The organism is Alkaliphilus sp. B6464, from assembly GCF_018141165.1.
In the GTDB taxonomy this organism is placed as follows: domain Bacteria; phylum Bacillota; class Clostridia; order Peptostreptococcales; family Natronincolaceae; genus Alkaliphilus_B.
Map to the genome: position 1 here is coordinate 3,040,909 of NZ_CP058557.1, position 24,621 is coordinate 3,065,529.

25 protein-coding genes and 2 tRNA genes are annotated in these 24,621 nt (G+C 32.2%); 4 read left to right on the plus strand and 23 right to left on the minus strand.

Annotated elements, in window-relative coordinates:
• Positions 1–6: 6 nt before the first annotated feature.
• The 11 genes from HYG84_RS15470 to HYG84_RS15520 form a co-directional block, all read right to left on the minus strand.
• Positions 7–768 (minus strand): ABC transporter ATP-binding protein, encoded by a 762-nt coding sequence (locus tag HYG84_RS15470; protein ID WP_212378792.1) that lies wholly within the window; start codon positions 766–768, stop codon positions 7–9.
• Positions 769–771: 3 nt separating this feature from the next.
• Positions 772–2,838, minus strand: coding sequence for an ABC transporter permease (locus HYG84_RS15475; protein WP_330655500.1), 2,067 nt, complete (start codon positions 2,836–2,838; stop codon positions 772–774).
• Between the two features lie 111 nt (positions 2,839–2,949).
• Positions 2,950–3,357 carry a hypothetical protein gene (locus HYG84_RS20435; RefSeq protein WP_249168646.1) on the minus strand — a complete coding sequence of 136 codons (408 nt, stop codon included), beginning with the start codon at positions 3,355–3,357 and terminating at the stop codon, positions 2,950–2,952.
• Positions 3,350–3,994 (minus strand): TetR/AcrR family transcriptional regulator, encoded by a 645-nt coding sequence (locus tag HYG84_RS15485; RefSeq protein ID WP_212378794.1) that lies wholly within the window; start codon positions 3,992–3,994, stop codon positions 3,350–3,352. The genes HYG84_RS20435 and HYG84_RS15485 overlap by 8 nt, the downstream gene beginning before the upstream one ends.
• A 294-nt stretch (positions 3,995–4,288) precedes the next feature.
• Positions 4,289–4,374, minus strand: a tRNA-Leu gene (locus tag HYG84_RS15490).
• Between the two features lie 143 nt (positions 4,375–4,517).
• A complete protein-coding gene (locus HYG84_RS15495) occupies positions 4,518–6,146 on the minus strand; it encodes a peptide ABC transporter substrate-binding protein (protein WP_212378796.1) in 1,629 nt (542 codons plus the stop codon).
• Positions 6,147–6,190: 44 nt separating this feature from the next.
• A complete protein-coding gene (locus HYG84_RS15500; RefSeq protein ID WP_330655635.1) occupies positions 6,191–6,700 on the minus strand; it encodes a lytic transglycosylase domain-containing protein in 510 nt (169 codons plus the stop codon).
• 79 nt (positions 6,701–6,779) lie between these two features.
• The gene (gene coaE / locus HYG84_RS15505) at positions 6,780–7,379 is read right to left on the minus strand and encodes a dephospho-CoA kinase (protein WP_212378799.1); all 600 of its coding nucleotides are present in this window, start codon (positions 7,377–7,379) and stop codon (positions 6,780–6,782) included.
• Positions 7,380–7,391: 12 nt separating this feature from the next.
• Positions 7,392–10,088, minus strand: a complete 2,697-nt coding sequence (polA, locus tag HYG84_RS15510) for a DNA polymerase I (protein WP_212378801.1) — start codon at positions 10,086–10,088, stop codon at positions 7,392–7,394.
• A 145-nt stretch (positions 10,089–10,233) separates the two neighbouring features.
• The gene (locus HYG84_RS15515) at positions 10,234–10,968 is read right to left on the minus strand and encodes an anti-sigma factor family protein (protein WP_212378803.1); all 735 of its coding nucleotides are present in this window, start codon (positions 10,966–10,968) and stop codon (positions 10,234–10,236) included.
• Positions 10,961–11,545, minus strand: coding sequence for an RNA polymerase sigma factor (locus HYG84_RS15520; RefSeq protein ID WP_249168647.1), 585 nt, complete (start codon positions 11,543–11,545; stop codon positions 10,961–10,963). The genes HYG84_RS15515 and HYG84_RS15520 overlap by 8 nt, the downstream gene beginning before the upstream one ends.
• 249 nt (positions 11,546–11,794) lie before the next feature.
• On the opposite strand from HYG84_RS15520, the gene HYG84_RS15525 reads away from it, so the two are divergent.
• A tRNA-Leu gene (locus tag HYG84_RS15525) sits at positions 11,795–11,881 on the plus strand.
• A gap of 95 nt (positions 11,882–11,976) precedes the next feature.
• Here the strand turns inward: HYG84_RS15525 and HYG84_RS15530 are convergent.
• The 3 genes from HYG84_RS15530 to HYG84_RS15540 all read right to left on the minus strand — a co-directional run bounded on the left by HYG84_RS15530 (position 11,977) and on the right by HYG84_RS15540 (position 13,778).
• Positions 11,977–12,294: a hypothetical protein gene (locus HYG84_RS15530; protein ID WP_212378807.1), complete on the minus strand. Its 318-nt coding sequence runs from the start codon at positions 12,292–12,294 to the stop codon at positions 11,977–11,979.
• Positions 12,295–12,339: 45 nt separating this feature from the next.
• A complete protein-coding gene (locus HYG84_RS15535) occupies positions 12,340–13,077 on the minus strand; it encodes a GTP pyrophosphokinase (protein WP_212378808.1) in 738 nt (245 codons plus the stop codon).
• A 251-nt stretch (positions 13,078–13,328) separates the two neighbouring features.
• Positions 13,329–13,778 (minus strand): hypothetical protein, encoded by a 450-nt coding sequence (locus HYG84_RS15540; RefSeq protein ID WP_212378810.1) that lies wholly within the window; start codon positions 13,776–13,778, stop codon positions 13,329–13,331.
• A gap of 115 nt (positions 13,779–13,893) precedes the next feature.
• On the opposite strand from HYG84_RS15540, the gene HYG84_RS15545 reads away from it, so the two are divergent.
• Positions 13,894–14,766 carry a cation diffusion facilitator family transporter gene (locus tag HYG84_RS15545; RefSeq protein WP_212378812.1) on the plus strand — a complete coding sequence of 291 codons (873 nt, stop codon included), beginning with the start codon at positions 13,894–13,896 and terminating at the stop codon, positions 14,764–14,766.
• Positions 14,767–14,841: 75 nt separating this feature from the next.
• The gene (locus HYG84_RS15550) at positions 14,842–15,747 is read left to right on the plus strand and encodes a selenium metabolism-associated LysR family transcriptional regulator (protein ID WP_212378814.1); all 906 of its coding nucleotides are present in this window, start codon (positions 14,842–14,844) and stop codon (positions 15,745–15,747) included.
• Between the two features lie 40 nt (positions 15,748–15,787).
• Here the strand turns inward: HYG84_RS15550 and HYG84_RS15555 are convergent, their stop codons facing one another.
• The 7 genes from HYG84_RS15555 to HYG84_RS15585 form a co-directional block, all read right to left on the minus strand.
• Positions 15,788–16,612 (minus strand): DegV family protein, encoded by an 825-nt coding sequence (locus HYG84_RS15555; protein ID WP_212378817.1) that lies wholly within the window; start codon positions 16,610–16,612, stop codon positions 15,788–15,790.
• 182 nt (positions 16,613–16,794) lie between these two features.
• Positions 16,795–17,448, minus strand: a complete 654-nt coding sequence (locus HYG84_RS15560) for a response regulator (RefSeq protein ID WP_212378819.1) — start codon at positions 17,446–17,448, stop codon at positions 16,795–16,797.
• Between the two features lie 11 nt (positions 17,449–17,459).
• The gene (locus HYG84_RS15565; RefSeq protein ID WP_249168648.1) at positions 17,460–18,611 is read right to left on the minus strand and encodes a sensor histidine kinase; all 1,152 of its coding nucleotides are present in this window, start codon (positions 18,609–18,611) and stop codon (positions 17,460–17,462) included.
• Between the two features lie 160 nt (positions 18,612–18,771).
• Positions 18,772–19,248 (minus strand): hypothetical protein, encoded by a 477-nt coding sequence (locus HYG84_RS15570; RefSeq protein WP_212378821.1) that lies wholly within the window; start codon positions 19,246–19,248, stop codon positions 18,772–18,774.
• Positions 19,249–19,411: 163 nt separating this feature from the next.
• Complete coding sequence (locus tag HYG84_RS15575) at positions 19,412–19,861, minus strand: chemotaxis protein CheW (RefSeq protein ID WP_212378823.1); 450 nt, start codon at positions 19,859–19,861, stop codon at positions 19,412–19,414.
• A gap of 176 nt (positions 19,862–20,037) precedes the next feature.
• On the minus strand, positions 20,038–20,208 hold the full coding sequence (locus tag HYG84_RS15580) for a DUF896 domain-containing protein (RefSeq protein WP_212378825.1): 171 nt from the start codon (positions 20,206–20,208) through the stop codon (positions 20,038–20,040).
• A 103-nt stretch (positions 20,209–20,311) separates the two neighbouring features.
• Positions 20,312–21,121, minus strand: a complete 810-nt coding sequence (locus HYG84_RS15585; RefSeq protein WP_212378827.1) for a hypothetical protein — start codon at positions 21,119–21,121, stop codon at positions 20,312–20,314.
• Between the two features lie 196 nt (positions 21,122–21,317).
• Here HYG84_RS15585 and HYG84_RS15590 point away from each other — a divergent pair, with 196 nt between their 5' ends.
• Positions 21,318–21,605, plus strand: a complete 288-nt coding sequence (locus HYG84_RS15590) for a hypothetical protein (RefSeq protein ID WP_212378829.1) — start codon at positions 21,318–21,320, stop codon at positions 21,603–21,605.
• Positions 21,606–21,679: 74 nt separating this feature from the next.
• Here HYG84_RS15590 and hutI read toward each other — a convergent pair whose 3' ends face one another.
• Both hutI and hutH read right to left on the minus strand, forming a co-directional pair.
• Complete coding sequence (hutI, locus tag HYG84_RS15595) at positions 21,680–22,948, minus strand: imidazolonepropionase (RefSeq protein ID WP_212378831.1); 1,269 nt, start codon at positions 22,946–22,948, stop codon at positions 21,680–21,682.
• Positions 22,949–22,966: 18 nt separating this feature from the next.
• Positions 22,967–24,490: a histidine ammonia-lyase gene (gene hutH, locus HYG84_RS15600; protein ID WP_212378833.1), complete on the minus strand. Its 1,524-nt coding sequence runs from the start codon at positions 24,488–24,490 to the stop codon at positions 22,967–22,969.
• Positions 24,491–24,621: the final 131 nt, after the last annotated feature.

Consider the following 24,621-nt stretch of genomic DNA (forward strand, 5'->3'; position numbering starts at 1 on the left):
AATAAATTATACTCCTATTTCCCGCATTTTCTCTGTGACTTTTTTCATCCTGCTGTCGTCAATATTTGTACCGCTGAATTTCGGAAGTCGCATTTCGCTCACGATTTTTCCGTCGCGCATAAACATAATACGCTCTGTCCACGCCGCCACCTTTGCATCATGAGTTACAAGCATAACCGTAGTACCTTCCCCGTTGATTTCGGAAAAGATGCTCATAATCTCCTGTGCAGATTTTGAGTTAAGCGCGCCAGTTGGCTCGTCACCGAAAATAACTTTCGGATTGCTCATAAGTGCGCGGCATATTCCCACTCGCTGAAGCTGTCCTCCCGAAACCTGTGTAATATCACGTTTTTCCAGTTCCGCAATGTCCGTGTTTTTCATAAGCGTTCTTGCTTTTTCAATAATTTTCGTAGCGTTTTTTCTGTTGTCCCGCATTGTGGGAAGGATGATGTTGTCGAGAATATTTAGATTTTTAAGCATTGTCGGCTGCTGAAAAACAAATCCCATTTTTCTTCTGCGCATATCTGAAAGCTCATTTTCCTTGAGTTCCGATAAATCCCTACCGTCAAAAACAACCTTTCCGCTATCAACTCCGTCCATTCCGCTCAGGGCAAACATCAGTGTCGATTTTCCCGAGCCTGAAGATCCCATGACCGCAACAAACTCCCCTTCGTTTATTTCAACGGACACTCCGTCGAGAACATTGCGCTTTTCATCGCCCTCGCCGAATGATTTCACTATATTTTCACTGATAATAATCTTCTTCATAAGCTACTCCTTTATATTTTCAGAAATTTTTATTTTTCCCGCACCCGATGTACCAATCATTGTTGCGATAAGCACTGAACATACCATCATCAGCGGACAAAGTATGTACGCTGAAAGCGGATTGACAGTAAATTTAAACGACATCGCTCCAAAAAATGAGATAGCCATGCCCGCAAGCATTTCTCCGAGTGTGTTTGCCATAAACGTACCAAAAATGACTCCGACAATTAAAACGAATACTGAACGTGAAACATACTGCGCAGTAATATCCGAGTTTGTAAAACCGAAGGCCTTCATTACGGTAATGGAATATCTGTCCTTTGCTACAAGCATTTTCATGAACAATAGGGTAACCAGTAACGTAATAATCAGTGAGACGGCAATTGCGGCAGAGGAAGCCTTTTTAATGGCGCTTAGTGTTGTGCCGAACATCTGAGTGATATATTCATCAATGCTCGAAACCTTTGCAAAACCAAATTTGCCTGCATATTCCGAAGCCTTGCTATCAATCAGAGATTCATCTACAAGCTCCGCACCGAGCACGCACCACATAATGTTCGCCGAATCGTCAGTAAAAACAGCTTTTGCGGTTTTTCCGCCGTTGGTGACATCGGAATAAATTCCGCATACCGTGAGATTTTTCTCCTTGCTTTGGGTCACCAGTGTAATAACATCGCCAACATTTTTGCCTAGTTCATTTGCGTTTATAACTGATAGCGCAATTTCGTCTTCCGCTGTAGGCGCTCTGCCCTTGGAATACGTTACAGGAAATACTGAATGGTTGCCCAGCTCAATTTTCATGCTTTCTTCTGAGCTATCCTGCATCTTCACCCTGAATGTTTTGGTCGTAAGCACGGCGTACTTTGCAAAGGAACTGTCATTGTCCATCGCTGCCACAATTTCCGATGCTTTTTCGGAAATATTGTCGGTCTGCTGAATGTCGATGCGCATATCGCAGTTTCCAATTCCCATATAGGTGATGAAGCCTTTTGAGGAAATAGTATTATACATATTCTGGGGAACAATCATGACAAACGCCGAAATCACAAGCACCACAAGCATTGTTACGTAAAGTCTTTTCCTTGTAAGAACATCTTTGATGCCGAGAAAAATATTTGTGTCAAACAGCCTATTTTTGCTCAAAACAAAACTCTTTGCACCGGCGGATTTTTCCTGCGAAGTGCCAAAACGCATTGCTTCCGTGGCAGATATTTTCCGAAATCGTTTCAGCACTTTGCTTACATAGGCAATAATTGCAAGGAATATAAGTAGTATGCCGATTATCCCGAAAATCAAAGCGAAAGAAGCATTTTCGCTTTCGCCCATATAAAGCCGTATATTTTCAAGAAGCGCGCCTCTGAATACAAACGAAAGTGTAAATCCGAGAATACAGCCAGCCAACCCAATCGCCGTGTATTTTGCAAGGTATATTTTTTTAATGTGGGAAACGCGCAACCCTATTGCTTTCATAACGCCTATTTCCCGGTAATCGTCCTCGATTTTTGCAAGAAGCGTGAAGCGTATGCATAGAAACGCAATCGCAACGACAAGCACGCTTACAAAAAGGATAACTGCAATCATAAGTCCGTCGGAAATCGCATTCATCGTTTTGAAAAGCGGATAGGTGACCGTCGGCCCGTTCGACTCTAGTCCCGCGGAGGTGTATGCGGTTTCAAATGCACCAAGCACCGACAAATCTTTTAATCTGAACTCGATCAGATACTCTATATTTCCAAAATTCTTTATTTCGACATAATCATTTTCACTGACAAGAAATCTCTTTGACGCGGCTAGAGTAGAATTCATCTGCGAATCACGGAGGAACCCCCCAACGATAAACTCCTTCCCACATATTACTGATCTGTCGCCGGGCTTTGCGGTGCCGTCTTTCATATAACTTATCGGGACATAAACCTCCCCATCGGATACATTGATAATGTTTCCGTCAAGGTCGAGGAGATAATCGAACTTTTCACTCTGCGTGCAGAAGCCGTTGTCCTGAACAGTACCTGCAAGGGAGTTTCCGTTAATTACTATCTGCGTACCTTCAACATTTAGAAATTCAAGCACCTGAAATTCATCTACATTACTATTCTGCTCTGCAAAAGCCGTAAGCCGCGACAACGACAAATATCATTGTTGTCACGGTTATTACTTTGCTTTTTAAAATGTCACCCTGGATTATTCTGCGATACATAAGTCACCTCCGTTTTCAAGCCTTCTCACCGATTTTATGTGATACAGAATAACCGAAGTCACACATAACAGTATTCCAGCAATAAGGATAAGAAATCCTGCCCCTCTGCCGCTGCCTGTACCGATGAGCTTTCCCACACTGTGAGCCAGCGTTCCGCCATCCAGCAGCAAAGGGGTGAAAACATAATCTGCAAGCACGCCCGCCGGTGCACTTAAAAGAAGCGATGGCAAAAACGCAAGCAGCATTACAAGTGCAGTTGCCGACGCTTTTCCTGTCTGCTCAAAAACATATACCCCAAGCCCGAATGATGTAAACCCGCTTCCTATTGCCGAAACAAACTCTCCCGACCACAGAAGAAGAAATTTTCCGAATGATTTTCCCGAATTACTCATTGCTGCCTCCATTTCCGCTACCGAACATCTGCATAATGTTAAGACTTCCGCTTTCGGCGCCGAACAGCCTTTCCGTATTGAAAACAAACGCCTGTATCCGTGAAACACGCTCCTCATCTGTCATCTCTACCATATCATCATCAAAAACAGTATTTGCGTATGCTACAACCATTTCCACGCACTCATATGGGAACGGCGTGCTGAACAGTCCCTGCTCGATGCCCTCGCGGATTATTCCCGTTAATATCGGCGTAACGCCGTTGATTATGACCTTTTGTATTTTCTGATGCATAAGCGCATTTTGTGGCTTATGAATGTGTTCCTTAATTTCATCGCTGCTTCCGCTACTTATGTTCAGTGCCATTACAGCACGGATAAGGCGCTCGTTTACAGGTATGCTCTTGTCTGCCGCAATTTCCTGCGCCGCACCTAAAATACGGACATTATACCGCTCAATCAGCGCGTCCATAATATCCTCCTTCGACTTAAAGTGATAATACAGCGTTCCCCGTGCAATTCCAACCTTTTCGAGAATATCGTTTGTACTTGTGCCGTCAAATCCCTTCTGACCAAAAAGCTCCTCTACCGCATCAAGTATTTCATTTTTGCGTTCTTCAGCTTCTTTTACTATTCTCATTTTTACATCCTCCTTTTATAGACCGACTGTCTGTCGAATATATTTTATTATACTATTTTTAAGTTGTCAAGAAGGCGTGTTAAATTTTGTTAAAAACTAAAGTAATAAATCCCGCCCGCCTTTCTGGATCAAACCAACTGGCAGCGGGACTTTTAAGTGTGTGTGTACTTTTACACGAAAGAGACTCAAAAAGCCTCTCGAAACGGACATATTTTATCCCTAAAAAAACCGAAAAGCCCAGTATTACTGGACTTTTCGGCTCGTGAGTATTGTATCAATATTGACGTTTTGATTTGGTGCGGATGGCGGGATTTGAACCCGCACACCCATTCGAGTACTACCCCCTCAAGATAGCGTGTCTGCCGTTCCACCACATCCGCAAAATTATTACTTTTTAATTATAATATTATTTGTTTTTAGTGTCAATATGCTATTACTAACAGCTATGTACTCCTCCCTAACCACAGGTTAATACTATAGTTATATAAGGAGCCATTTAAAGGCTCCTATGCTTTTTATGGTGTTATTCTTTTACATTAATATACCACTCTTCTATATTAGCAAAAATATTGTAACTTTGTGGTTTAAGATCACCTTTAATTTTATTATTTACTAATACAGCACCATTTCTAAAAAACAAACTAATATATGGTAGTTCAGTAACAAGATGCTCTTCAATCTCACTAAACCTTTGCTTTTTAGATGTCAAATCTCCATTACCTAAATATGAATCCAACAAGCTATCTAACTTCTCGTTACTATAGGCAATAAAATTAGTATTACCTATTTTAGAGGAATGAAATGCCGAAGTTATGTCTGGAATGTAGGATAATTCCCATCCACCAAGAAGCAAATCAAAATTTCCTGTATTCATTTGTTTTTCAAAATCTTCCCACTCTAAAAATTCAACATCTAACTGTATTCCTACTTTTTTTAGGTCTTCCTGGATAAGAAGAGCCGTCTGCTCTCTTAAAGAATTATTAGCATTAGTAATTAATTTCAATTGAATTATATCACCTTTTTCATTTACTCTTAAATTATTATTCTCGTCTAATATATATCCAGCCTCATCTAAAAATGTACCTGCTAAATTAGGATTAAATCCTAGTTGGATTTTACTATCATCATAGAGCCAAGAATTTGGTAGAATTGGAAAATCTACTACTGTACTATGACCTAAATAAATATTACCAGTAATTTTTTCTCGGTCTATACTGTAAGCTATTCCTTTTCTTATATTTAGATCGTGTAAAATATTTTTTCTAAAATTAATACCTAAAAACTCATAATTAGGAGTAATAAATTCTGCTGAGTTTGTAATTTTTTCATCTACATATTTACCCCAATCAACCACTTTAGGATTAACAAAATCTATACCTTCATTTTCAAATAAAGATAATTGAGCTTCTTCATCAGGAACGATTAAAACATTGATTTCGTCTATATAGGGCTTTTTCTTCCAGTAGTTATCATTACGAACCAAGGAAATGTTTCTCATTTTTTCATATTCTTTTAACTCATAGGCTCCTGTACCCACAATGTTAAAATCGTCTTGATTTAAAAGCTGAACCTTATTCCCTTCAAAAATATGCTCAGGTAAAATTGGAAATGTCATCATTTCAAGTCCATTACCAATATTTTTAGAAAAATTAACTCTAACAGTATTGTCATCGACTTTAACTATATTTGTTATATACTCTAATGATTGTTTATATATAGAGACTTTACTAACCCCTTTTATGTTGCCTTTTATTAAATTAAAGGTAAAAATTACATCGTCTGCAGTTAGAGTTTCTCCATCATGCCACTTAATTCCTCTTCTAAGTTTAAAATCTATACTTTGTCCATATTCACCATTAGTAAATTCCCATCCTTCAGCTAATAAAGGCTCTATGCTCATATCTTCACTAAATGTAACCAAGCTCTCATATATTAAATGTTGTATCTGAAATAAATCTTCGTTTCTATTAAATATTGGATTTAATGTTTTAAATCTAGTAGTAGATAAAACCAAGGTGCCTCCGTCTGCAGGTACATGTTCTTCTACTACCTCATACTCTGCCACTTCATCTTCTATATTAACATTCGAACTACAAGCAGTAACCATTAACAATATGATTAGAATAATACTAATATACTTTAAACCTTTCACTCTTATCCCCCTCTAATGATAGAGCTAATTAATAATAGCACATATTATTTATAGATTTTGTTATATATTCTATAATCTCTTAAAACTTTTCTCTGATAATGCCTAGTTTCATTAAAGGGAATTTTATCTAATGTTTTACCATCCTTGCTATATTCGGGATTATCTAGCCATTTCTTAACATTTCCATTCCCTGCATTATATCCAGCTATCATTACTTCAATATTATTACCAAATTCATTTTCTAACACGTGTAAATACCATACACCAATTCTAATATTTATTTCAGGCTCAAAAAGCATATCCTCGGAATAATTTGGTATGTTTAGCCTTTCAGATGCCCACTCTCCTGTAACTGATGCTATTTGCATTAATCCCTTTGCACCTTTCTTTGATACTGCATTAGGATCAAACTTACTCTCGTTTTTCATTATTGCCACCACTAAATAGGGATCTATTTCATATTCTTCAGCATATTTCTCGATCAAATCTCTATAATGTATAGGGTAAATTGTCTTTAGAACCCATTCGGTATTTTGAAGCCCAATAGCTATCACGATCAATATTATAATAAATATAAGAAACTTTAAACATCCTTTGCGAAAAATCAACATAAGTAACAATCACCCCAAAATATTATTCGATTAATCTACTCCAATTTTGTTCAACTTGTTCCTTTAAATAATCTACGTCCTTTGAATTGTCTATAATTATGTGGGCATATTGTTTTTTTTCATCAAGAGGCATTTGTGCATCAATCCGCTTTTCAGCATCATCTGCACTAATATTTTCTCTTTGTATTAGACGATTAATCTGCACTTCTTTTGGCACAGAAACCAACCACACTTCTTCAACTAAGTATATTAAATCCATTTCAATTAATAAGGCCGCATCTAATATTATAACACGATTAGTAGATGTTTTTTTATACCAATTTATCACATCAATAATTTCCTTAATAATGTATGGATGTGTAATTTCATTTAGTTTTTTTAATAAAGACTGGTTATTAAAAACAATAGTACCAAGTTTTTTGCGATTTAAATTTCCATCTTCAAATATTACTTCTTTTCCAAATACCCTCTCGATCTCGGCTAGAGCAGGTCTATCCTGCTCGACTATCTTTCTAGCAAGCTCATCTGCATCAATAATAATAGCACCTAGTCCTCTTAATATACTTGATACTGTACTTTTACCACTTGCTATGCCTCCTGTTAGACCTATTATGCGTACCATGAAATTCGCCCCTTATTTTGCATCATACCAGTTATTAGCATAGGATAAATCTACTTTTAAAGGTACAGCCATTTTAGTTGCATTCTCCATAGATTCTTGTAAAATTTTAGTTACTGTTTCTACCTCATTTTCAGGGCACTCTATTATTAATTCGTCATGTACTTGAAGTATTAATTTAGCCTTATAATTTCCTTCTTTTAGTCTTTTATATACTGTAACCATAGCTATTTTTATAATATCCGCAGCACTTCCTTGTATAGGAGTATTCATAGCTATTCGTTCACCGAAGCCACGAATGTTAAAATTAGATGATTTTAACTCTGGCAAATATCTCCTTCTATGGAGTAATGTTACTACATAACCCTTCTCTTTACCTTCTTCAACAATATCCTTCATATACTTTCTTACAGAAGGATATTTATCTAAATAGCTTTCTATATATTTTTTTGCCTTATTTACCGGTATATTTAAATTTTGAGATAGTCCAAAGTCACTTATTCCATAAACAATACCAAAATTAACCGCCTTTGCATCTCCTCTCATAAGAGGGGTTACTTCTTCCATAGGTACTTCAAATATTTCTGATGCTGTTCTAGTATGTATATCTTGATTTTTTATAAATGTATCAATCAAGTTCTCATCATTTGCTATGTGTGCTAATACTCTAAGCTCAATTTGAGAATAGTCTGCATCAATAAATTTATATCCATCGTCAGAAATGAATACCTTACGTAGCCTTCTTCCCATTTCCAATCTTACCGGTATATTTTGAAGGTTAGGTTCTGTACTTGAAATCCTGCCTGTAGTTGTCACAGTTTGATTAAAGCTAGAGTGGATACGTTTCGTTACTGGATTTATAATATTAAGAAGCCCATCTACATATGTAGTTTTCAGCTTAGTAACCTGTCTATACTCAGATATTTTAGGAATAATATCATGCTGATCGTGTAGTTTTTCAAGTACATCTGCATTAGTAGAATACCCTGTTTTCGTCTTCTTTATAGGTGGTAATCCTAACTTTTCAAAAAGTATTTCCCCCAATTGTTTTGGCGAATTTATATTAAATTCTACATCTGCTAAAGTATAAATTTCCCTGGTTAATTGATCTATTTTTTCTTTAAATTCTATTTCTAAATCTAACAACATATTCTTATCTACTTTAATTCCTTGAAATTCCATAAAAGCTAGTACTTCCACTAGGGGCAATTCTACTTCATAGTAAAGCTTTTCCAATTCTAGATTTTTCAGCTTTTCTTTAATAGTATTTGAAATGTTTGCAACTACTCTAACATAGCTACATAACAGTTCCTTAAGTTCTTCTCCTGGAGCCTCCCATAGCGAAATTTGATTTTTGCCTTTACCTATTATTTTTTCTTCATCTACAATTTCCTCTCCTAGGTACCCCATGGCTAGATCCTTCAAACTATAGCTAGATCTTGCAGAATCAATTAAATACTCACCAATCATAGTATCAAAATGTAGGTTAGAAATATTAATGTTATAAGGATAGAAGTGCACAATCTCTTTTTTAAAGTCATGACCAATCTTTTTTATACTATCATCCTCTAAAACTTGCTTTAGATTATAAATAAGGTCATCTTTGCTAAAATCTTTAAAATCTATATAATATAGTACTTCTCCTTTAGTAGTTACCGCTAATGATACAATTTTATCGGTTACAATGTTTTGTTCTTCCGTAATTGTTTTCAAAACAATTTGTCCTTGTTTTTTTACCTCATCCAACATTGTCTTCAAACTAGCTATATCTTTAATCTCCACAATATTTTGATTAGTGGTGTTTTCTAATTTATATGTATTTTCATTTTCATCAGTTGATTGCTCTATATTTTTCTTTATGCGAGGAATAAGACTATTAAATTCATAGGATCTAAACAGCTCCATTAGCTTTTCATGGTCTGCTCCTCTCTTTTTAAGATCGTCTAAATTAATATCTACAGGTACATTTGTAACAATAGTAGCCAATCGCTTACTTAGCATTGCTTGCTCACGATTAACTTCTATCTTTTCTCTCAATTTAGTCGCTGTAATTTCTTCTGTATTTTGTATTAAATTTTCAATAGTTTCAAACTGCTTAAGAAGCTTTATAGCAGTCTTTTCTCCAACTCCAGGAACCCCTGGTATATTGTCCGACTTATCTCCCATTAATCCTTTCAAATCTATGAATTGTGTAGGAGTAACCTCATATTCCTCCATTACCTTTTTATCATCATATATCTCTAGTTGAGATATTCCTTTCTTAGTAAAGAGTACTTTGGTGCAATCTGATGTTAGCTGAAGTGCATCCCTATCACCAGTTACTATTAAGCTCTCAAACCCTTTTTCTTCGCAATGCTTAGCTAATGTACCAATCAAATCATCAGCCTCAAAACCTTCTAACTCAATGCGATATATATTAAAAGCATCTAGTACTTCTTTCAATGGTTCCATTTGTTCTGCTAATTCTGGTGGCATCTTCTTTCTACCTGCTTTATATTCAGTAAATTCTTTATGTCTAAATGTTGGGGCCTTTTTATCAAAGGCTACTCCTATGTAATCTGGTTTATAGTCTTCCATTACTTTAAGTAACATAGTTACAAATCCATATATAGCATTAGTGTGATTCCCCTCTTTAGTTGTTAAAGGTGGCAAAGCATAAAATGCCCTATTAATTAAACTGTTCCCGTCAATAATTATTAACCGTTCTTGCATGGGCTTAACTCCCTTCTTAAGATATTATCAATATTTTAGCATTTATTAGTCAGTTAGTAAAATCAATTTCTTTTTAAGAATTATACACCCTTTACTATAAAAGAATACCCACTAGTATAATTACACTAGTGGGGCTTTAAAAAATCTATTTTTTCCATATTTTATATATTAAAATTACTGCACTAAGAATTATAGATACTATAGCAAATGGATTAATTGTTTTGCTAAATCTCTTTTTAGTTAGTTGATTTTGAGAATTCCTATTTTCTACAGAACTTTCTTCATTTTCTGGCGCTTTTACATTATAAATTCTGCTATCCTTGTTTTGTTTAGCACTCTCTTCGGATATTCCTTCCCGCTTTTCATCTACATTATCCATAGCCATTATACTTGGCTTTATAGTAGTTTCTTTCTCTGTATTGTCAATTGCATCCTTAGGTTCCTCAGATGCAATTTTAAAGTTAGTGTTCTTTTCATTAATATGTTCATCCTCTATTTCACTATATAATATATCCTTATTTTTATTAATTAAAGAGTTATTTATTAAAGATAGGGAAGCTATAAAGATTAATAGACCTGCAACAATACCACTTAATAATTTCTTTTTATTAAATAATACCATTCTATTTTTAGAATTTTTCTCATCTTGCAGCTTTATCGTTAATTCACTAGAAAAATTTCTGGGAAGTTCTACCTCTTCAAGCTCATTAATACTTTCAACAATTATTTTTAAGTTTTGCAAGCTAATATTACAATATTCACATTCATTAATGTGATTTTCAAATTCTAATCTTTCTTGCTCTGAAAGCATATTATCTATATAAGCAGACCCATATAAATCAAAATCTTCGCAGTTCATATTATCACTCCCTTCAATCATCTAACTTTTCTTTAATCAACATTTTTAAATTGCTTCTAGCTCTATTTATTCGAGATTTTACAGTCCCCTCTGAGCAATTTAGTATTTGAGATATTTCTTGGTATGAAAACTGCTCGATATCTCTTAAAACAATAATTCTTCTATGTTCATAGCTTAGCTTATTAATTGCTTCATGAACTAGTTTTTGTACCTCTTTCTTCTCAAATAATTCCTCTGGTGTTTCCTCGTTGCCATACATCTGAAGCTTATAGCTCCCTTCTTCCGTTTCATATTCTCTGTCTAAATAAGTTACGTTAGTTTTCCTATTTTTACGAATAAAATCTATACATGCATTATTTACAATAGTGTATAACCAAGTAGAAAAACTACTTTTACCATTAAACTTTCTAATTCCCTTATATGCCTTTATTAAGGCTTCTTGAGTAACATCATTGGCATCTTCTAAGTTTCCAAGTATACGATAAGCAATATTAAAAGCTTTTTTTTGATGAGCGGCGATTAATTGCTCAAAACTATCTATATCTCCTGCCTTTGATTGTTCGATTAAGGAGGCCTCCTTTAAACTCAAAGTTTCCACTCCCTTCCCATACTCTTATTAATATTTGACGAATTTTTAAGAATTTTGTTCCTTAAAATTTTATTTAATTCTCCATCATAACAATATCAGAAAAAAACTAAATATCCAATAATTATTTTTGCTATGTTATACTGCAATTTTTATCTACTATACTCTCATTACTATTATGTCGGCCACATACTGCCCCTTATAAAAAAAAATATTGACATGCCTATCTGTCTATGTTAACATTAATTTTATAATGAATATGCCGTGGTGGCGGAACTGGCAGACGCAGCAGACTCAAAATCTGCCGATGGCAACATCGTGGGGGTTCGATTCCCTTCCACGGCACCAAAGATATACACAGAAAAGATGTGCTTCTAAATTTGAAGCACATCTTTTTATAATTTGCCTTTGTAATATGTTATCTCTTAACCCCTAGAATTCCATTAATTTTTAGTATTTCTAGCTTCAATATAATGTTGTCTACACTCCCAACTACAAAAATATTGTGTTTCTTCCTCTTCTACAACTTGATAAGCTTTTGCTTTAGGTAAATATAATTCGCATACCTGATCATAGACCATATCAACTGCATCTTCATTTATATTTTCCTTAGAAAATATTCTAGCGTCCTCTAAATCATTGATGTTTTTCTGATTATACACTTGTTTTCTCATAATTACCCTTCTAAATATACTATTTAAAAAAATCCTTATAGTAAAAAATATTATAAAAAGTCTTACTAAGCCTGTAATTCCTCCCATTTTTATCATCCTCCTTACTATACAGCTTTTAATGAATCATTCTTCTCAATTAAAGCGCAGTGTTAGCAATTCATATGGAATATGAAATCTTTCGTTGCTAATTAACAATTCTTGTAAATTACCATGAAAATCAGTTGATTCCTTAAACTGCTTCATCTCTGTATGAATATTCTCCATTTTCTTATCTAATTGGGATACTGAATTTGCTGCCTCCTTAAGTTCATTAATCAATTTCTCCGGAACATTTTTATTATATTTATAATAAATTTTGTGTTCTAAACTCGCCCAAAAGTCCATAGCGATAGTACGGATTTGAACTTCAACACAAACGCGTTCTTCTCTGTCAGACATAAAAATAGGGATCTCTAGAATTAAATGTAAACTTTGATATCCATTAGGTTTAGGATTTTTTATATAATCCTTGCAGTTAATCAGCTTTATATCTTTTTGATTTTGAAGCATTTCACTTAATTTATATATATCGGAAATAAATGAACAAGTGATGCGAATGCCAGCAATATCTTTAATATGTGATTTTATCGAAGGTAAAGAAAGTTCATAGCCTTTCCTATAAATTTTTTTCAAAATACTTTCAGGGGATTTTACTCGAGATTTAACATGTTCAATAGGATTATAATCATGAATATATTCAAATTCCTGTTTTAAAATATCAATTTTAGTATTCAACTCATCTAGTGCAAATTTATATGACATCATAAACCTAGTTAATTCTATTTTAAATGCGTTTAGTTGTTGTACATCTATAGTTTTTGTAATTTCCATTTTATATTGACTCCTTTTCTCAAATCTTTTAATAAATTTAACCTTATAATTAATTGTTTATTTTCATTTTTTATTTATCCTAAACTGACTATTATTATATCATAAGATACCAATGTGAACTAAGTATGAATTATAACAATAAAATAAAAAAATCTGGTTAAAGTGAATTTCCACCTCAACCAGCATATACCTAACTTTTTCTATATTATAATTATTATAACAAAAATAATAGTTTAATTATATTACAACACCTACACTAATATGATTTTATCTGGTACTATTTCTAATACTCTTTTTAATCCTTTTTCAATAACCTCTTCCATTTCTAGTTCAAAATCTTGTCTATATTTTTGTCTACAATAATTCTCTTCAAAAGTTTCAATTATTCTTATTAGGGTATTCTTAAACATAGATTTATTTTCATTATTCTCCATATTCAAAGTGGTAGAAAAAAAATCCTTAATATCACTATTGTTAACAAAGGTAATTGTAATAAAGGTTATAATTGGAACCCTAAAAAAATTTACGTATAATGGATCCATTCCGTATTTTTGGCAAATAAAGATAAAATCGTCATCCAGTTGTGCTAATATATGATCTAAACCATAATCTAGATTTTTATTTAGGAAGTGATACAGATTAATAAAGAATTCTCTCTGTTTCACACCTCTATAATCATTTAAGTTAATGATCTTGGCCACATTTTTTCCTCCTACAAATACTATTTATCAAAAGTATTTGCATATACTCGCTGTTGTATTCAGATAATAAGTAAAACTTACTAATCTAAACTTAATATATGAAAGTAGGTGCTTTATGGAAGACAAAATTCGTTATGAAAAATCTAAGCGAGTATCAATTGTCGGTATTATAGTTAATATTGGATTGACTATAATAAAGGCAGTTATTGGACTACTTGCAGGTAGTACTGCATTAGTTGCGGATGCATTTCACTCTGCCTCTGATTTGTTTAGTACAGTTGTAGTTATGCAAGGCTTAAAAATTGCACACCAACCTCCAGATGAATCTCATCCCTATGGACATCATAGGGCTGAATCTATAACATCTAAAATTTTAGCTATTATACTAATGGTTACTGCTATAGGTATTGGATATGAATCATATAAAGTATTAATAAATCCAGCCATAAGTCCACCTCAATCCTTTGCCATTTATACAGCCTTTTTATCCATTATTGTAAAAGAAGCTATGTATAGATATACATATAAAGTAGGTAAGGAACTTAATAGTCCAGCCCTAATTGCAGATGCATGGCATAATCGTAGTGATGCATTTTCATCAATTGCAGCAGTAATTGGTATTGCTGGTGCATTGTTAGGGTACACAATTATGGACCCTCTTGTTGGTATTATAGTTGCTGTTTTAATTTTAAAAACTGGAATATCTATTTATATTGATGCAATTAAAGTTCTAATGGATACAGCTCCACCAAAGAAAGTATTTGATATAATTGATAAAGCAGCTAGAAAAGCTGAAGGGGTTAAAGATATACAAGACATAAAAATACGACAGTATGGTCCTAAATATTTTGTAGATATAAAAATTTGTGTCGATCCTAATATAACAGTTGAAGCTGGACATGCTATTGCAGGAAAAGCAAAACATTTCATTATTAATTCAGAACTTGATGTTTTAGATGTTTTGGTACATGTGAATCCTTTCCGCTAAACTTATAATCAGTTGAACTTTTTATAAAACAATGGTAGAATTTTCATATAGAAATGTACATGAAGGTGGGAAGTTATGGATTTTAGACAATTGGAGTCATTCGTAGCAATTGCCAAATTTAAAAGTTTTTCTAAGGCTGCTGATTATTTGTATCTTACACAACCAACCATAAGTAGCCATATTTTAAATTTAGAAAAGGAATTAAATACAGTATTGATTAATCGGTCTAGTAAAAAAATTTCATTAACTAAGGCTGGTGAAGTCCTTTATGATTATGCTATTAATATTATTAATTTAAGAGAGAGAGCCCGATTTAAGCTAGGGGAGTTTAAAGGAAAGATTGTCGGGAACATAGAAATAGCTTCTAGTACAATTCCTGAACAATATATTATTCCGGAGCTTATATGTGAATTCAATAAAGTTTATCCAGATGTAACTTTTTCAATGCTTCACTATGATTCAGCTCAAGTTGTAGAAGGAATTATAAACGGTGATATAGATTTTGGCATTGTTGGTGCTAAAATACCTCATAATCAACTAAAATATGTGGAGCTTATAAGTGATGAACTCGTCTTAGTCACACCATATAATGAATCTTATGACAGTGAAAATATCTCCATTACACTAAATGATTTGCTAAAAGAAAAATTCATTTTAAGAGAACAAGGATCAGGGACTAGAAACTTACTGGAAGAAACTTTAAGAAGCCAAAACATAGATATAAAACAATTACAAGTTATTGCATATGTAGAAAATACAGAAGCAATAAAGCAATGCATTAGAAGAGGTTTAGGTATTTCAATATTATCCAAACGTGCAATTGAAGATGAAATTAAATACAAGCTGTTAAACTATATAAAAATTAGAGATATGGAATTAAAGAGAAAATTTTATTTCGTATATCACAGCCAGAGATCACCTTCACCACTTGAAATAGAATTTCAACAATTCGTTTGTAACCACTTTATTAAGAACAACTAAAATCGTTATCATGAAAAAGGATGGGAGAACCCATCCTTTTTTAAAAACAAACTAGTAATCCACCTTGCCCAGAATGGGTACCGATTACAGGACCCATTGTTGTTACTAACACTTCAGCAGGGCTAAAGCGCTTAATTATTTCTTCCTTTAATGCTAAAGCATCTTCAATACAATCGCAGTGAGTTATTCCTATAATTCTATCCTTAAAATCCATATTTTTTTCTGCAATTTGTTCTAAAATAAAGTTAGTAGCTCTTTTCTTTCCACGAATTGTCTTTAGTATCTTTACATATCCTTCTTCAACATGTACTATTGCCTTTAGATTCAACAGATTTGCAACCATTTCCTTAACCCTATTTACTCTACCACCCTTTACAGCATTTTCTAAGGTTTCTAAATAAACAACAACTCTCATTTCATCCCTGTACTCTTTTAGCTTTTCAATTATTTTTTCTAAGCTTGCTCCTTCTTTTCTCATTTCACAAGCTTTTAATACTTGCATACCTACACCCATTGATCCACTTAAACTGTCAAAAACTTCAATCTTTTTTTCCATCATCTCTCTTACCATTATTGCACCATTCATTGTACCACTTAATTTTGAAGAAAGATGTATACATAATGTTTCGCCAGTTCTTTGAGCAGCTTTCTTAAATGCATCTACATAACTTTGAGGTGATGGCTGAGATGTTTTGGGAAGTCCTTCAGATGCTCTCATTTTCTTATAAAATTCCTCATGTGTTAAATTTATACCGTCCACATAGTTTTCTCCATCTATTTCAATGTTTAAAGGAACAACTATAATGTTATTTTCTTCCAAAATTTCTTTTGGCAGGTCACAAGAACTATCAGTAATTATTTGCATTCAAAAACCTCCTGTTGTTTCATATTACTTATATAATAATATGTATTGCACTATATTGAAAGAAAAATTTAAAAATTAATATAAATAATTTACACTTTCTATTCTAATGTTATATAAAAAAACAACAGTCTTCATTTATCATTATACCCACGTCATTATAATTATATCAATCTACATAATAACTATATCTTTTTAATATTATGTTTATATGCATAAATAGCAGCCTGTGTACGATCACTAACATTAATTTTCTTAAATATATTCGATACATGGTTCTTCACAGTTTTTTCACTAATAAATAAGCAATCTCCTATTTCTTTATTATTAAATCCTTCTGCAAGTAATGTTAGAACCTCATACTCTCTTTTGGTCAAATTTTCTCCATTTATTTCTCTTTTGCCTTTTTCTTCTCTACGATTAAATTCTTTTACTAATTCTGTTGCTAATGTAGGATAAATATAACTTGAACCTTGAAATACATCTCTTATGGCTTTAATTAAACTTTCGCTTTCTGCATCTTTTAATACATAACCATCAGCACCTAAATTTATAGTTTCAAACAAATATTCTCTGTCTTCGTAGAAGGTAAGCATAATTATTTTAATAGTTCTATCCATATCTTTTAATCTTCGCAGAGTTTGTATTCCATTTAGTTTCGGCATATTAATATCTAACAGAACAATATCAGGCTTAAGTTTTTGTACCTTTATAATTGCATCTTCTCCATCTCCGGCTAATCCTATTACTTTAATATCCGGCTCTAGTTCAACAATTTGTTTTAACCCCTGTCTTACTAAAGAATGATCATCAACTATTAAGACTTTTATATCATTCATACTTCATCCCCCTAATTTTCATTTGGTATATTAATGATAATTTTTGTGCCACAATTTTTTTCGCTTTTCACTTCAAATGTTCCATTAAGTAGTTCGATTCTTTCCTGCATATTTAATAGACCAAAACCTCCTTCATATCTATTGTAGCCTTTTAGATCTTTTATATTAAAACCTATACCATTATCTTCTATTAGAACGTATAGATTCCTTTTTGTCATCTCTAATTTAATTTTAACCATAGTTGCATGAGAATGCTTTTGCACATTATTTAATGCTTCTTGTACTATTCTAAATAGAGCAATATTTTTAATGTTATCCTCTACTTCAACTTGCGATAGTATAATAAAATCAACTTCTATATTAGTATCACTTTGAAAGTTATGTATGTATCTTTGAATAGTAGGTATAAATCCAATGTCATCTAGTGCCATTGGATGTAAATTGTATATAATTCCTCTAATATCTTTAATACTGTTTCTTAAAACTTTCTTCAATTCCTGTATTTCATTTTTTGCCTTGATAATATCTATATCTATTAACCGTTCACAAACCTCTGTTTTTATTATAGCATTAGTTAAAGCTTGGGCTGGGCCGTCATGAATATCTCTTGCAATTCTTTGGTGTTCTTCTTCACGTACCTGTATAATTCTTCTTCCCAAAATACTCCTATGATTCATATCTTCTAGCGTATCGGATATATTTTCTAGATCTCCACTTAGAAAGTCAAAAGCTACACAAACCTTAGATATAAGATTTTCAGATCTTTTTAAAATATTTTGTGCATTTTTTAATCTTAATTCTAGGTCTGTTCTTCTTTTAATTAAATCTTTTTCTTCTTGTCTTTTTAGAATAAGCTTAATTTGTAGCTGATTAGCATTTTCATAAGCCTTTTTGATATTTTCCTCACTATGCTTTGAAAAATTTTTACTTACTGTTAACAATATTTTACGACTTATTTGCTCTTGATGCTCTAATATTTCTACTTCTTTAATTAAAAGTTGAACTTTACTTTGAAAATCGTCTAATTCTTTTTTTAGAGAATTATATTCATTTCTTGCGGCCTCAGATATTTCAAAGATTTCTTTCTTACCTTCTGAAATAGCGTCCATTGTTCTCTTTAATACTTTGGTAATTTGATCATTATTTCCACTTCCACCCTGCACTTATTTTAGCACCTCCATCATTATTCTAATAAATTCTACACGCTACGACAACTTCCCTCTATTTTACTTACAATAATAAGTATTTTATAAGAATATAGTAATTTATTCCTAAACTTCTAATGAATAAATAGAAAAAGGATCTTTAAAGATCCTTTCCTGTTTAGTATTCGCTTATTTGATAATTACTCAACATCCACCTATCTTTAATGTTCTCCATTTCAACTATGTACTTTATTTCCTCGGTATATTCATTTTCATATCCTAAGATATCCCATAACATGATACATTCTAATTTTACCCTATTTAAACTATTTTTGACTACATAAATACTTTTAACTGATACGTTTGAAATTCCTTCATATGATGTAGGATTATTTAACATGTGTTCAAACATTTCAATATCTAACTTAAGTAGAGGACCAATAATAAATTCATTTAAATCTTCTTCAATTTCATCAATAGATACATATTGTCCCATTAAAAGCTGATTCCATATCTTGCTTCGTTCTTTAAAAACCCTCTCAACTTCTTGGTGTAATTCTTCCACAAGGGCTTCACTATTATAGGATGCAAAAATAACATTTTGATATGAAATAATAGTAAGAATAAATAAAAAAATAATAGAAACTCTTTTCATGATTTTCCTCCTTTGTTTAGAATCATATATTTATATACATAATTATAAACAAAGGATTTTGCAAAATTTAGTTCTTTTTAGTGTAGAATAAAAATTTCGCCCAACATATAGTGTCAATTTAAGATAGGCATCTACAATATATTGTGTGATCTGTTTTGAATTCTTAAATTACTTCAATTCTTTTCTTCTCCTCTTCGCTTAAAAGATTTTCTAAATCCAAAATAATAACCATACGGTTTTCAATCTTTCCTATTCCGCTAATAAATTTATCATCTGATCCCATTATAATATTAGGTGCATCTTCTATCCTCTTATCATCGATTGTCAATACTTGTGATGCATCATCTACTAAAAGTCCTACCTGCTTATCATTTAATCCAAAAATTATAATTCTAGTATTTGGTGTGATCGAAGCAGAAAGCATATCAAATTTTTCATGTAAATTAATAACTGGTACTACATTCCCACGATAATTAATGATACCTTTAATAAAATTTGGTGAATTTGGAACCTTAGTACATTCCATATATTCACTTATTTCTTTAACATTCATTATATCTACAGCATATTCTTCATTTTCTAACTTGAAAATAACATATTGTCTTTCTGACATTTTTTTACCTCCTAAATCGAACTTTTTCCTCTCTTTCTTTACAAGCTATTATTCTATATTAACATTAATTTTCCTTTTATTTATCAAAGTTTTTTATTTATAGACAAAATAAAAATCATCTTTATCTATTTTTAAAGATTACCTCTCAAAATAAATAAGGATGATTGTATAAAAATTTAATCTACTAATTCTATGTTTTCTAACTGTTTTGAAAAAGATTTTCTAAAAGAATTTATATATTCTTTACGTAGTTTTTGTTGTTCCTCTTTCTCTAAGGCGCTTAATTCTCTTTCTTTCGATATTCTAGCTAGTTCATTAATTCTATTAATTTTTTCTTTAGATACCATTTATAACACTCCTAAAACTTTATTTATTATTAATATATACAATTATTTTTAAATTACTATATATTATACCACGAAAATGTTATAAATTTAAGTCGATATTTCTTCACTTGATAACAATTTCTTCTTTATTTGTTTGTGTTTCAATATCTTCTGCAACTTCATAATCCATGTCACTTTCTTTAGATAACTGTTCTTCACTATCATCTGTAGGAGTAGTTTCATCACTCATGCTAGTTACTGCTTTAAATATTTGTACCATGCGCATTAAAGAATCTCTTTGGTCCTTATGAATAAAAGGCTGAATAATTTCTAAAATATCCATTTCGCTAATTTTTTCTCTATTTTTCAAAGTGCTAATTACATTTATTACCGATGCTATTTTTTTAAACTCGGATACCTTTTCTTTTACATCATCAGCAAGTATAGGCTCAAAAACCTCAATATATTCATGTATATTTGCCATATGATTTCCGTTCTGTGATAAACTATGTATTTCTTTTAATTTCTTTTCTAATGTTCTAATCTTAACATCAAAATCTACTGCTTGATGAACCAACATTTTCTTTTCATCTTCAAGAAATTCACTTATGTCCATTAACATATTACGTTTTCTATCGTCTAAACTAAATGAAGAATATTTTACTCCTGCCGATGCAATTTGTGGAGGTTCCATTAGCACCTTTACATTTCTAATGATCTGCAATATAGTTTCAGCACTATGAACAATATATTGTTCCTGTGGGTCCATGTATCCTTTTATTCTATTAAGAAACTTTGTTTTTTTATCTAAATCTACTAAGTTCATTTCCTGAAATCCTAATTTTTTGGTATCACTGCGTGATAAAAAAACTAAAAATAGAAAAAAAATTAACCAATTGGGTTGAATCTGTAACCTCTGCTCTTGTCTATCCATTGTTGGCCTCCTTCCAAATTTGACCTATTATATAGTATATGTATATTCTCTCTAAAATGTTTTATTAATCTTTATATTATCTTTTACTATATAAAATAAGTTATCTTTATAATTTTAGTGGCAAAATATAAACCTCCTGCATATCTATATACGGAAAAGCATTTACAAAGAAAATTATTGTTTAGGAGGGAGAATAATGAATTCTAAAAAATTAAATGAACTTTTAAGGGCTTTTAAGGCTGGTGACTATAGTAGGCTCCAGGAAGTAAAAAGTATGGTTTCTGAGGATGACTATCAAAAAGCTGTAGAATTATTTAACCAATATAGCGATAAGCCAGAAGATGAGATTTTAGATGAGTTAGCAAAACTTAAAAAATCAGTACCTAACCACGAAGAAATGATAGACAGAATAAAGCCATTTTTAAATCAAGAACAATTATCTAGACTAGACAAGGTTATGGATTATTTAAATAGCCAAGATTAGAAATTTAATTTATTTTATTAAATATCAATAAACTAAAACAAGGGACCTAATAAATGGACCCTTGTTTTAGTTTATTAAATTAATCTACCTTCTTTAACAACAATCTTACCATTTTTAATTACTATATCCACATGATTAACTCCAAAATGATAAGGAATATAGTATAAATTAGGTGTATCGAAAATAGCTATATCAGCTTTTTTCCCTATTTCAATACTTCCTATTTCATGTTCTCTATTTATTGCTGCAGCAGCATTTATTGTAACTGCACTTATTACTTCTTCAGGAGTCATCTTAAGATATAAACACCCTAGGCTCATAATCAATTGAATATTTTCTGTAGGGCAGCTACCTGGATTATAATCAGTTGCTAGAGCAACAGACAAACCATAGTCAATCATTTTGCGTACATTTGCATATTTGCCCATAGCTAAATTAAATGAAGTACCAGGCAACGCCACAGCAACTACCTCTTTTTCTGCCATCATTTTTAAACCTTTTTCACTGGCAGCCATCAAATGATCAGCAGACACAACACCTAACTCTGCTGCTAACTCAGCTCCACCTAAAGATATGATTTCATCAGCATGAATTTTCGATTTCAGTCCTAGTTTTTCTGCAGCCTTAAGTATTTTTCTAGTTTGATCTATTGAAAATACGCCCTCTTCACAAAATACATCACAAAATTCCGCTAATTCTTTTTCTGCTACTATTGGAAGCATTTCATTTATTACTACATCTACAAATTCATCTGGATTGTGTCTATATTCCCCAGGAATAGCATGTGCCCCCATAAATGTAGAAACTAAATCGGAATTACTTTGTTTATTTAATATATCAATAGCCTCTAACTGTTTAATTTCAGTATCTATCTCTAATCCATATCCACTTTTAACCTCTACAGTAGTTACACCATAGGTCAACATTCTATCTAAACTTTTTTTAGATTGATTAATCAATTCCTCCAAGGTAGAGTTTTGCGTAGCTCTTACAGTACTTAAAATTCCTCCACCCTTATTCAATATTTCGAGATATGGAACACCTTTTAATTTCAGAGCTAATTCATTTTCTCGTGATCCTCCATGGACTAAATGGGTATGTGGGTCTATAAGTCCTGGGGTGACAGTTTTGCCTTTACCATCAACAATCAAAGTATGTTCTTGTATTTTAAATTCAGATCCTATATCACCACTGCCTACTCCTATTATTTTATTATCTTTAATAGCTATCCAACCGTTTTCAATAAGTCCAATGTCTTGCATTTCTCTTCCCTTTTTAGCCTTTATACCAGACTTTACTGTTATAAGCTGAGATATATCTTTAATAAGCACATCAACAATCATTTTGCACCATCCTTTACTTTACAGTAATATAACTTCACTCTCTACAGCTTCTACTAATTTATCAGTAAAAATTAGACTCGTACATCTATTTATATCTCTATACATTATTCTATCTTCCTTTAGCTTTGAAACCTGATTTCTAATTGTATCATATGCTATTTGAGTTCCCTTACCTAAAGTATAATTTTCATAGAAATCTATTCCTTGTGCAGCTGCCATTAGCTCGATAGCAAGTACATTAGCAGCATTTTTATAAATCTCTCTAGCCTTTCTTGCAGCTATAGTTCCCATAGATACATGATCTTCTTGATTAGCAGAAGATGGAATTGAATCTACACTAGCCGGATGAGCTAATACTTTGTTTTCTGACACTAATGATGCTGCTGAATATTGTGATATCATAAAACCAGAATTGAGCCCTCCTTTTTCTGTTAAAAAGGCAGGTAAACCACTTAGTTGTGGATTAACTAACCTTTCAATTCTTCTTTCGGACACATTAGCAAGCTCTGCTATAGCTATTCCTAAGAAATCAAAAGACAATGCCATTGGTTGTCCATGAAAGTTGCCTCCCGAAATAACCTCATCCTCTTCAGTAAAAATCAGTGGATTATCAGTGGCAGAGTTAATCTCTATATTTATCTTTTCTTCCACATATCTAACAGCATCTTTAGAAGCACCATGGATTTGTGGAATGCAACGCAAAGTATAGGCATCTTGAACTCTTATATCACCTTGCTTTGTAATAAAACTGCTGTTTTCTAACATATTATTTAGATTAACTGAACAATCTATTTGTCCTTTATGGGGTCTTATTTCATGAACTTTCTTATCAAATGCGTTAATAATTCCTCTTTGCGCTTCTAATGTAAGAGAGGCTGCTATATCTGATACCTTAAGTAAGTTTTTACAATCATATAGTGTTATAGCTCCAATGGCAGTCATTACCTGCGTTCCATTAATTAATGCTAAACCTTCTTTAGATGTTAACTTTACAGGCTCAATTTTTGCATCATTCATGGCATCTTTACCATCCATCAATCTACCTTTGTAAATAGCCTCGCCTTCTCCCATCATAACTAAAACCATATGAGATAATGGCGCTAAATCACCACTGGCACCTAATGATCCTTTTTCTGGAATAATAGGATGAACTCCTTCATTTAACATTCTAACTAATGTATTTAATGTATCTAATTTAATACCAGAATAGCCTTTAGCTAAAGCATTAACTCTTAATAGCATAATAGCTCTTACTATATCCTCTTCAAGGGGATTACCAACACCACAAGCATGACTAACAATCAAATTTCTTTGTAGGTCTTCAGTTTCATCCTTTGAGATGACTATATCACTAAATTTACCAAAACCTGTAGTTATCCCATAAACTACTCTCTCTTCTTCTACATATCTATCAACTACTTTTCGATTTTTATTAACTCTCTCAATAGCTTCATCTGATAATTCCACTTTGTAAAACTTTCTAGATACTTTAATTATTTCTTCTAAAGTCAAGCTATTTCCATCGATAATAATTTTTTCCATATTTATACCTCCTAGTATTTAATTTATATTCTTATGATTATGTGAATCTTATAATTTAGATATACTCTGATTTATTAAAATATTCTATAAAAATATAACTTTACCTTCTTTTTTCATATATTTAACCTGCT

Excerpts from the sequence above, each read along its gene's own strand:
- HYG84_RS15470 (WP_212378792.1), bottom strand. The coding sequence starts at position 768 with ATGAAGAAGATTATTATCAGTGAAAATATAGTGAAATCATTCGGCGAG.
- HYG84_RS20435 (WP_249168646.1), bottom strand. The coding sequence starts at position 3,357 with ATGAGTAATTCGGGAAAATCATTCGGAAAATTTCTTCTTCTGTGGTCG.
- HYG84_RS15485 (WP_212378794.1), bottom strand. The coding sequence starts at position 3,994 with ATGAGAATAGTAAAAGAAGCTGAAGAACGCAAAAATGAAATACTTGAT.
- coaE (WP_212378799.1), bottom strand. The coding sequence starts at position 7,379 with ATGGTACGCATAATAGGTCTAACAGGAGGCATAGCAAGTGGTAAAAGT.
- polA (WP_212378801.1), bottom strand. The coding sequence starts at position 10,088 with ATGCAAGAACGGTTAATAATTATTGACGGGAACAGTTTAATTAATAGG.
- HYG84_RS15515 (WP_212378803.1), bottom strand. The coding sequence starts at position 10,968 with ATGATTGAAGGGAGTGATAATATGAACTGCGAAGATTTTGATTTATAT.
- HYG84_RS15530 (WP_212378807.1), bottom strand. The coding sequence starts at position 12,294 with ATGGGAGGAATTACAGGCTTAGTAAGACTTTTTATAATATTTTTTACT.
- HYG84_RS15535 (WP_212378808.1), bottom strand. The coding sequence starts at position 13,077 with ATGGAAATTACAAAAACTATAGATGTACAACAACTAAACGCATTTAAA.
- HYG84_RS15545 (WP_212378812.1), top strand. The coding sequence starts at position 13,894 with ATGGAAGACAAAATTCGTTATGAAAAATCTAAGCGAGTATCAATTGTC.
- HYG84_RS15550 (WP_212378814.1), top strand. The coding sequence starts at position 14,842 with ATGGATTTTAGACAATTGGAGTCATTCGTAGCAATTGCCAAATTTAAA.
- HYG84_RS15555 (WP_212378817.1), bottom strand. The coding sequence starts at position 16,612 with ATGCAAATAATTACTGATAGTTCTTGTGACCTGCCAAAAGAAATTTTG.
- HYG84_RS15560 (WP_212378819.1), bottom strand. The coding sequence starts at position 17,448 with ATGAATGATATAAAAGTCTTAATAGTTGATGATCATTCTTTAGTAAGA.
- HYG84_RS15570 (WP_212378821.1), bottom strand. The coding sequence starts at position 19,248 with ATGAAAAGAGTTTCTATTATTTTTTTATTTATTCTTACTATTATTTCA.
- HYG84_RS15575 (WP_212378823.1), bottom strand. The coding sequence starts at position 19,861 with ATGTCAGAAAGACAATATGTTATTTTCAAGTTAGAAAATGAAGAATAT.
- HYG84_RS15580 (WP_212378825.1), bottom strand. The coding sequence starts at position 20,208 with ATGGTATCTAAAGAAAAAATTAATAGAATTAATGAACTAGCTAGAATA.
- HYG84_RS15585 (WP_212378827.1), bottom strand. The coding sequence starts at position 21,121 with ATGGATAGACAAGAGCAGAGGTTACAGATTCAACCCAATTGGTTAATT.
- HYG84_RS15590 (WP_212378829.1), top strand. The coding sequence starts at position 21,318 with ATGAATTCTAAAAAATTAAATGAACTTTTAAGGGCTTTTAAGGCTGGT.
- hutI (WP_212378831.1), bottom strand. The coding sequence starts at position 22,948 with ATGATTGTTGATGTGCTTATTAAAGATATATCTCAGCTTATAACAGTA.
- hutH (WP_212378833.1), bottom strand. The coding sequence starts at position 24,490 with ATGGAAAAAATTATTATCGATGGAAATAGCTTGACTTTAGAAGAAATA.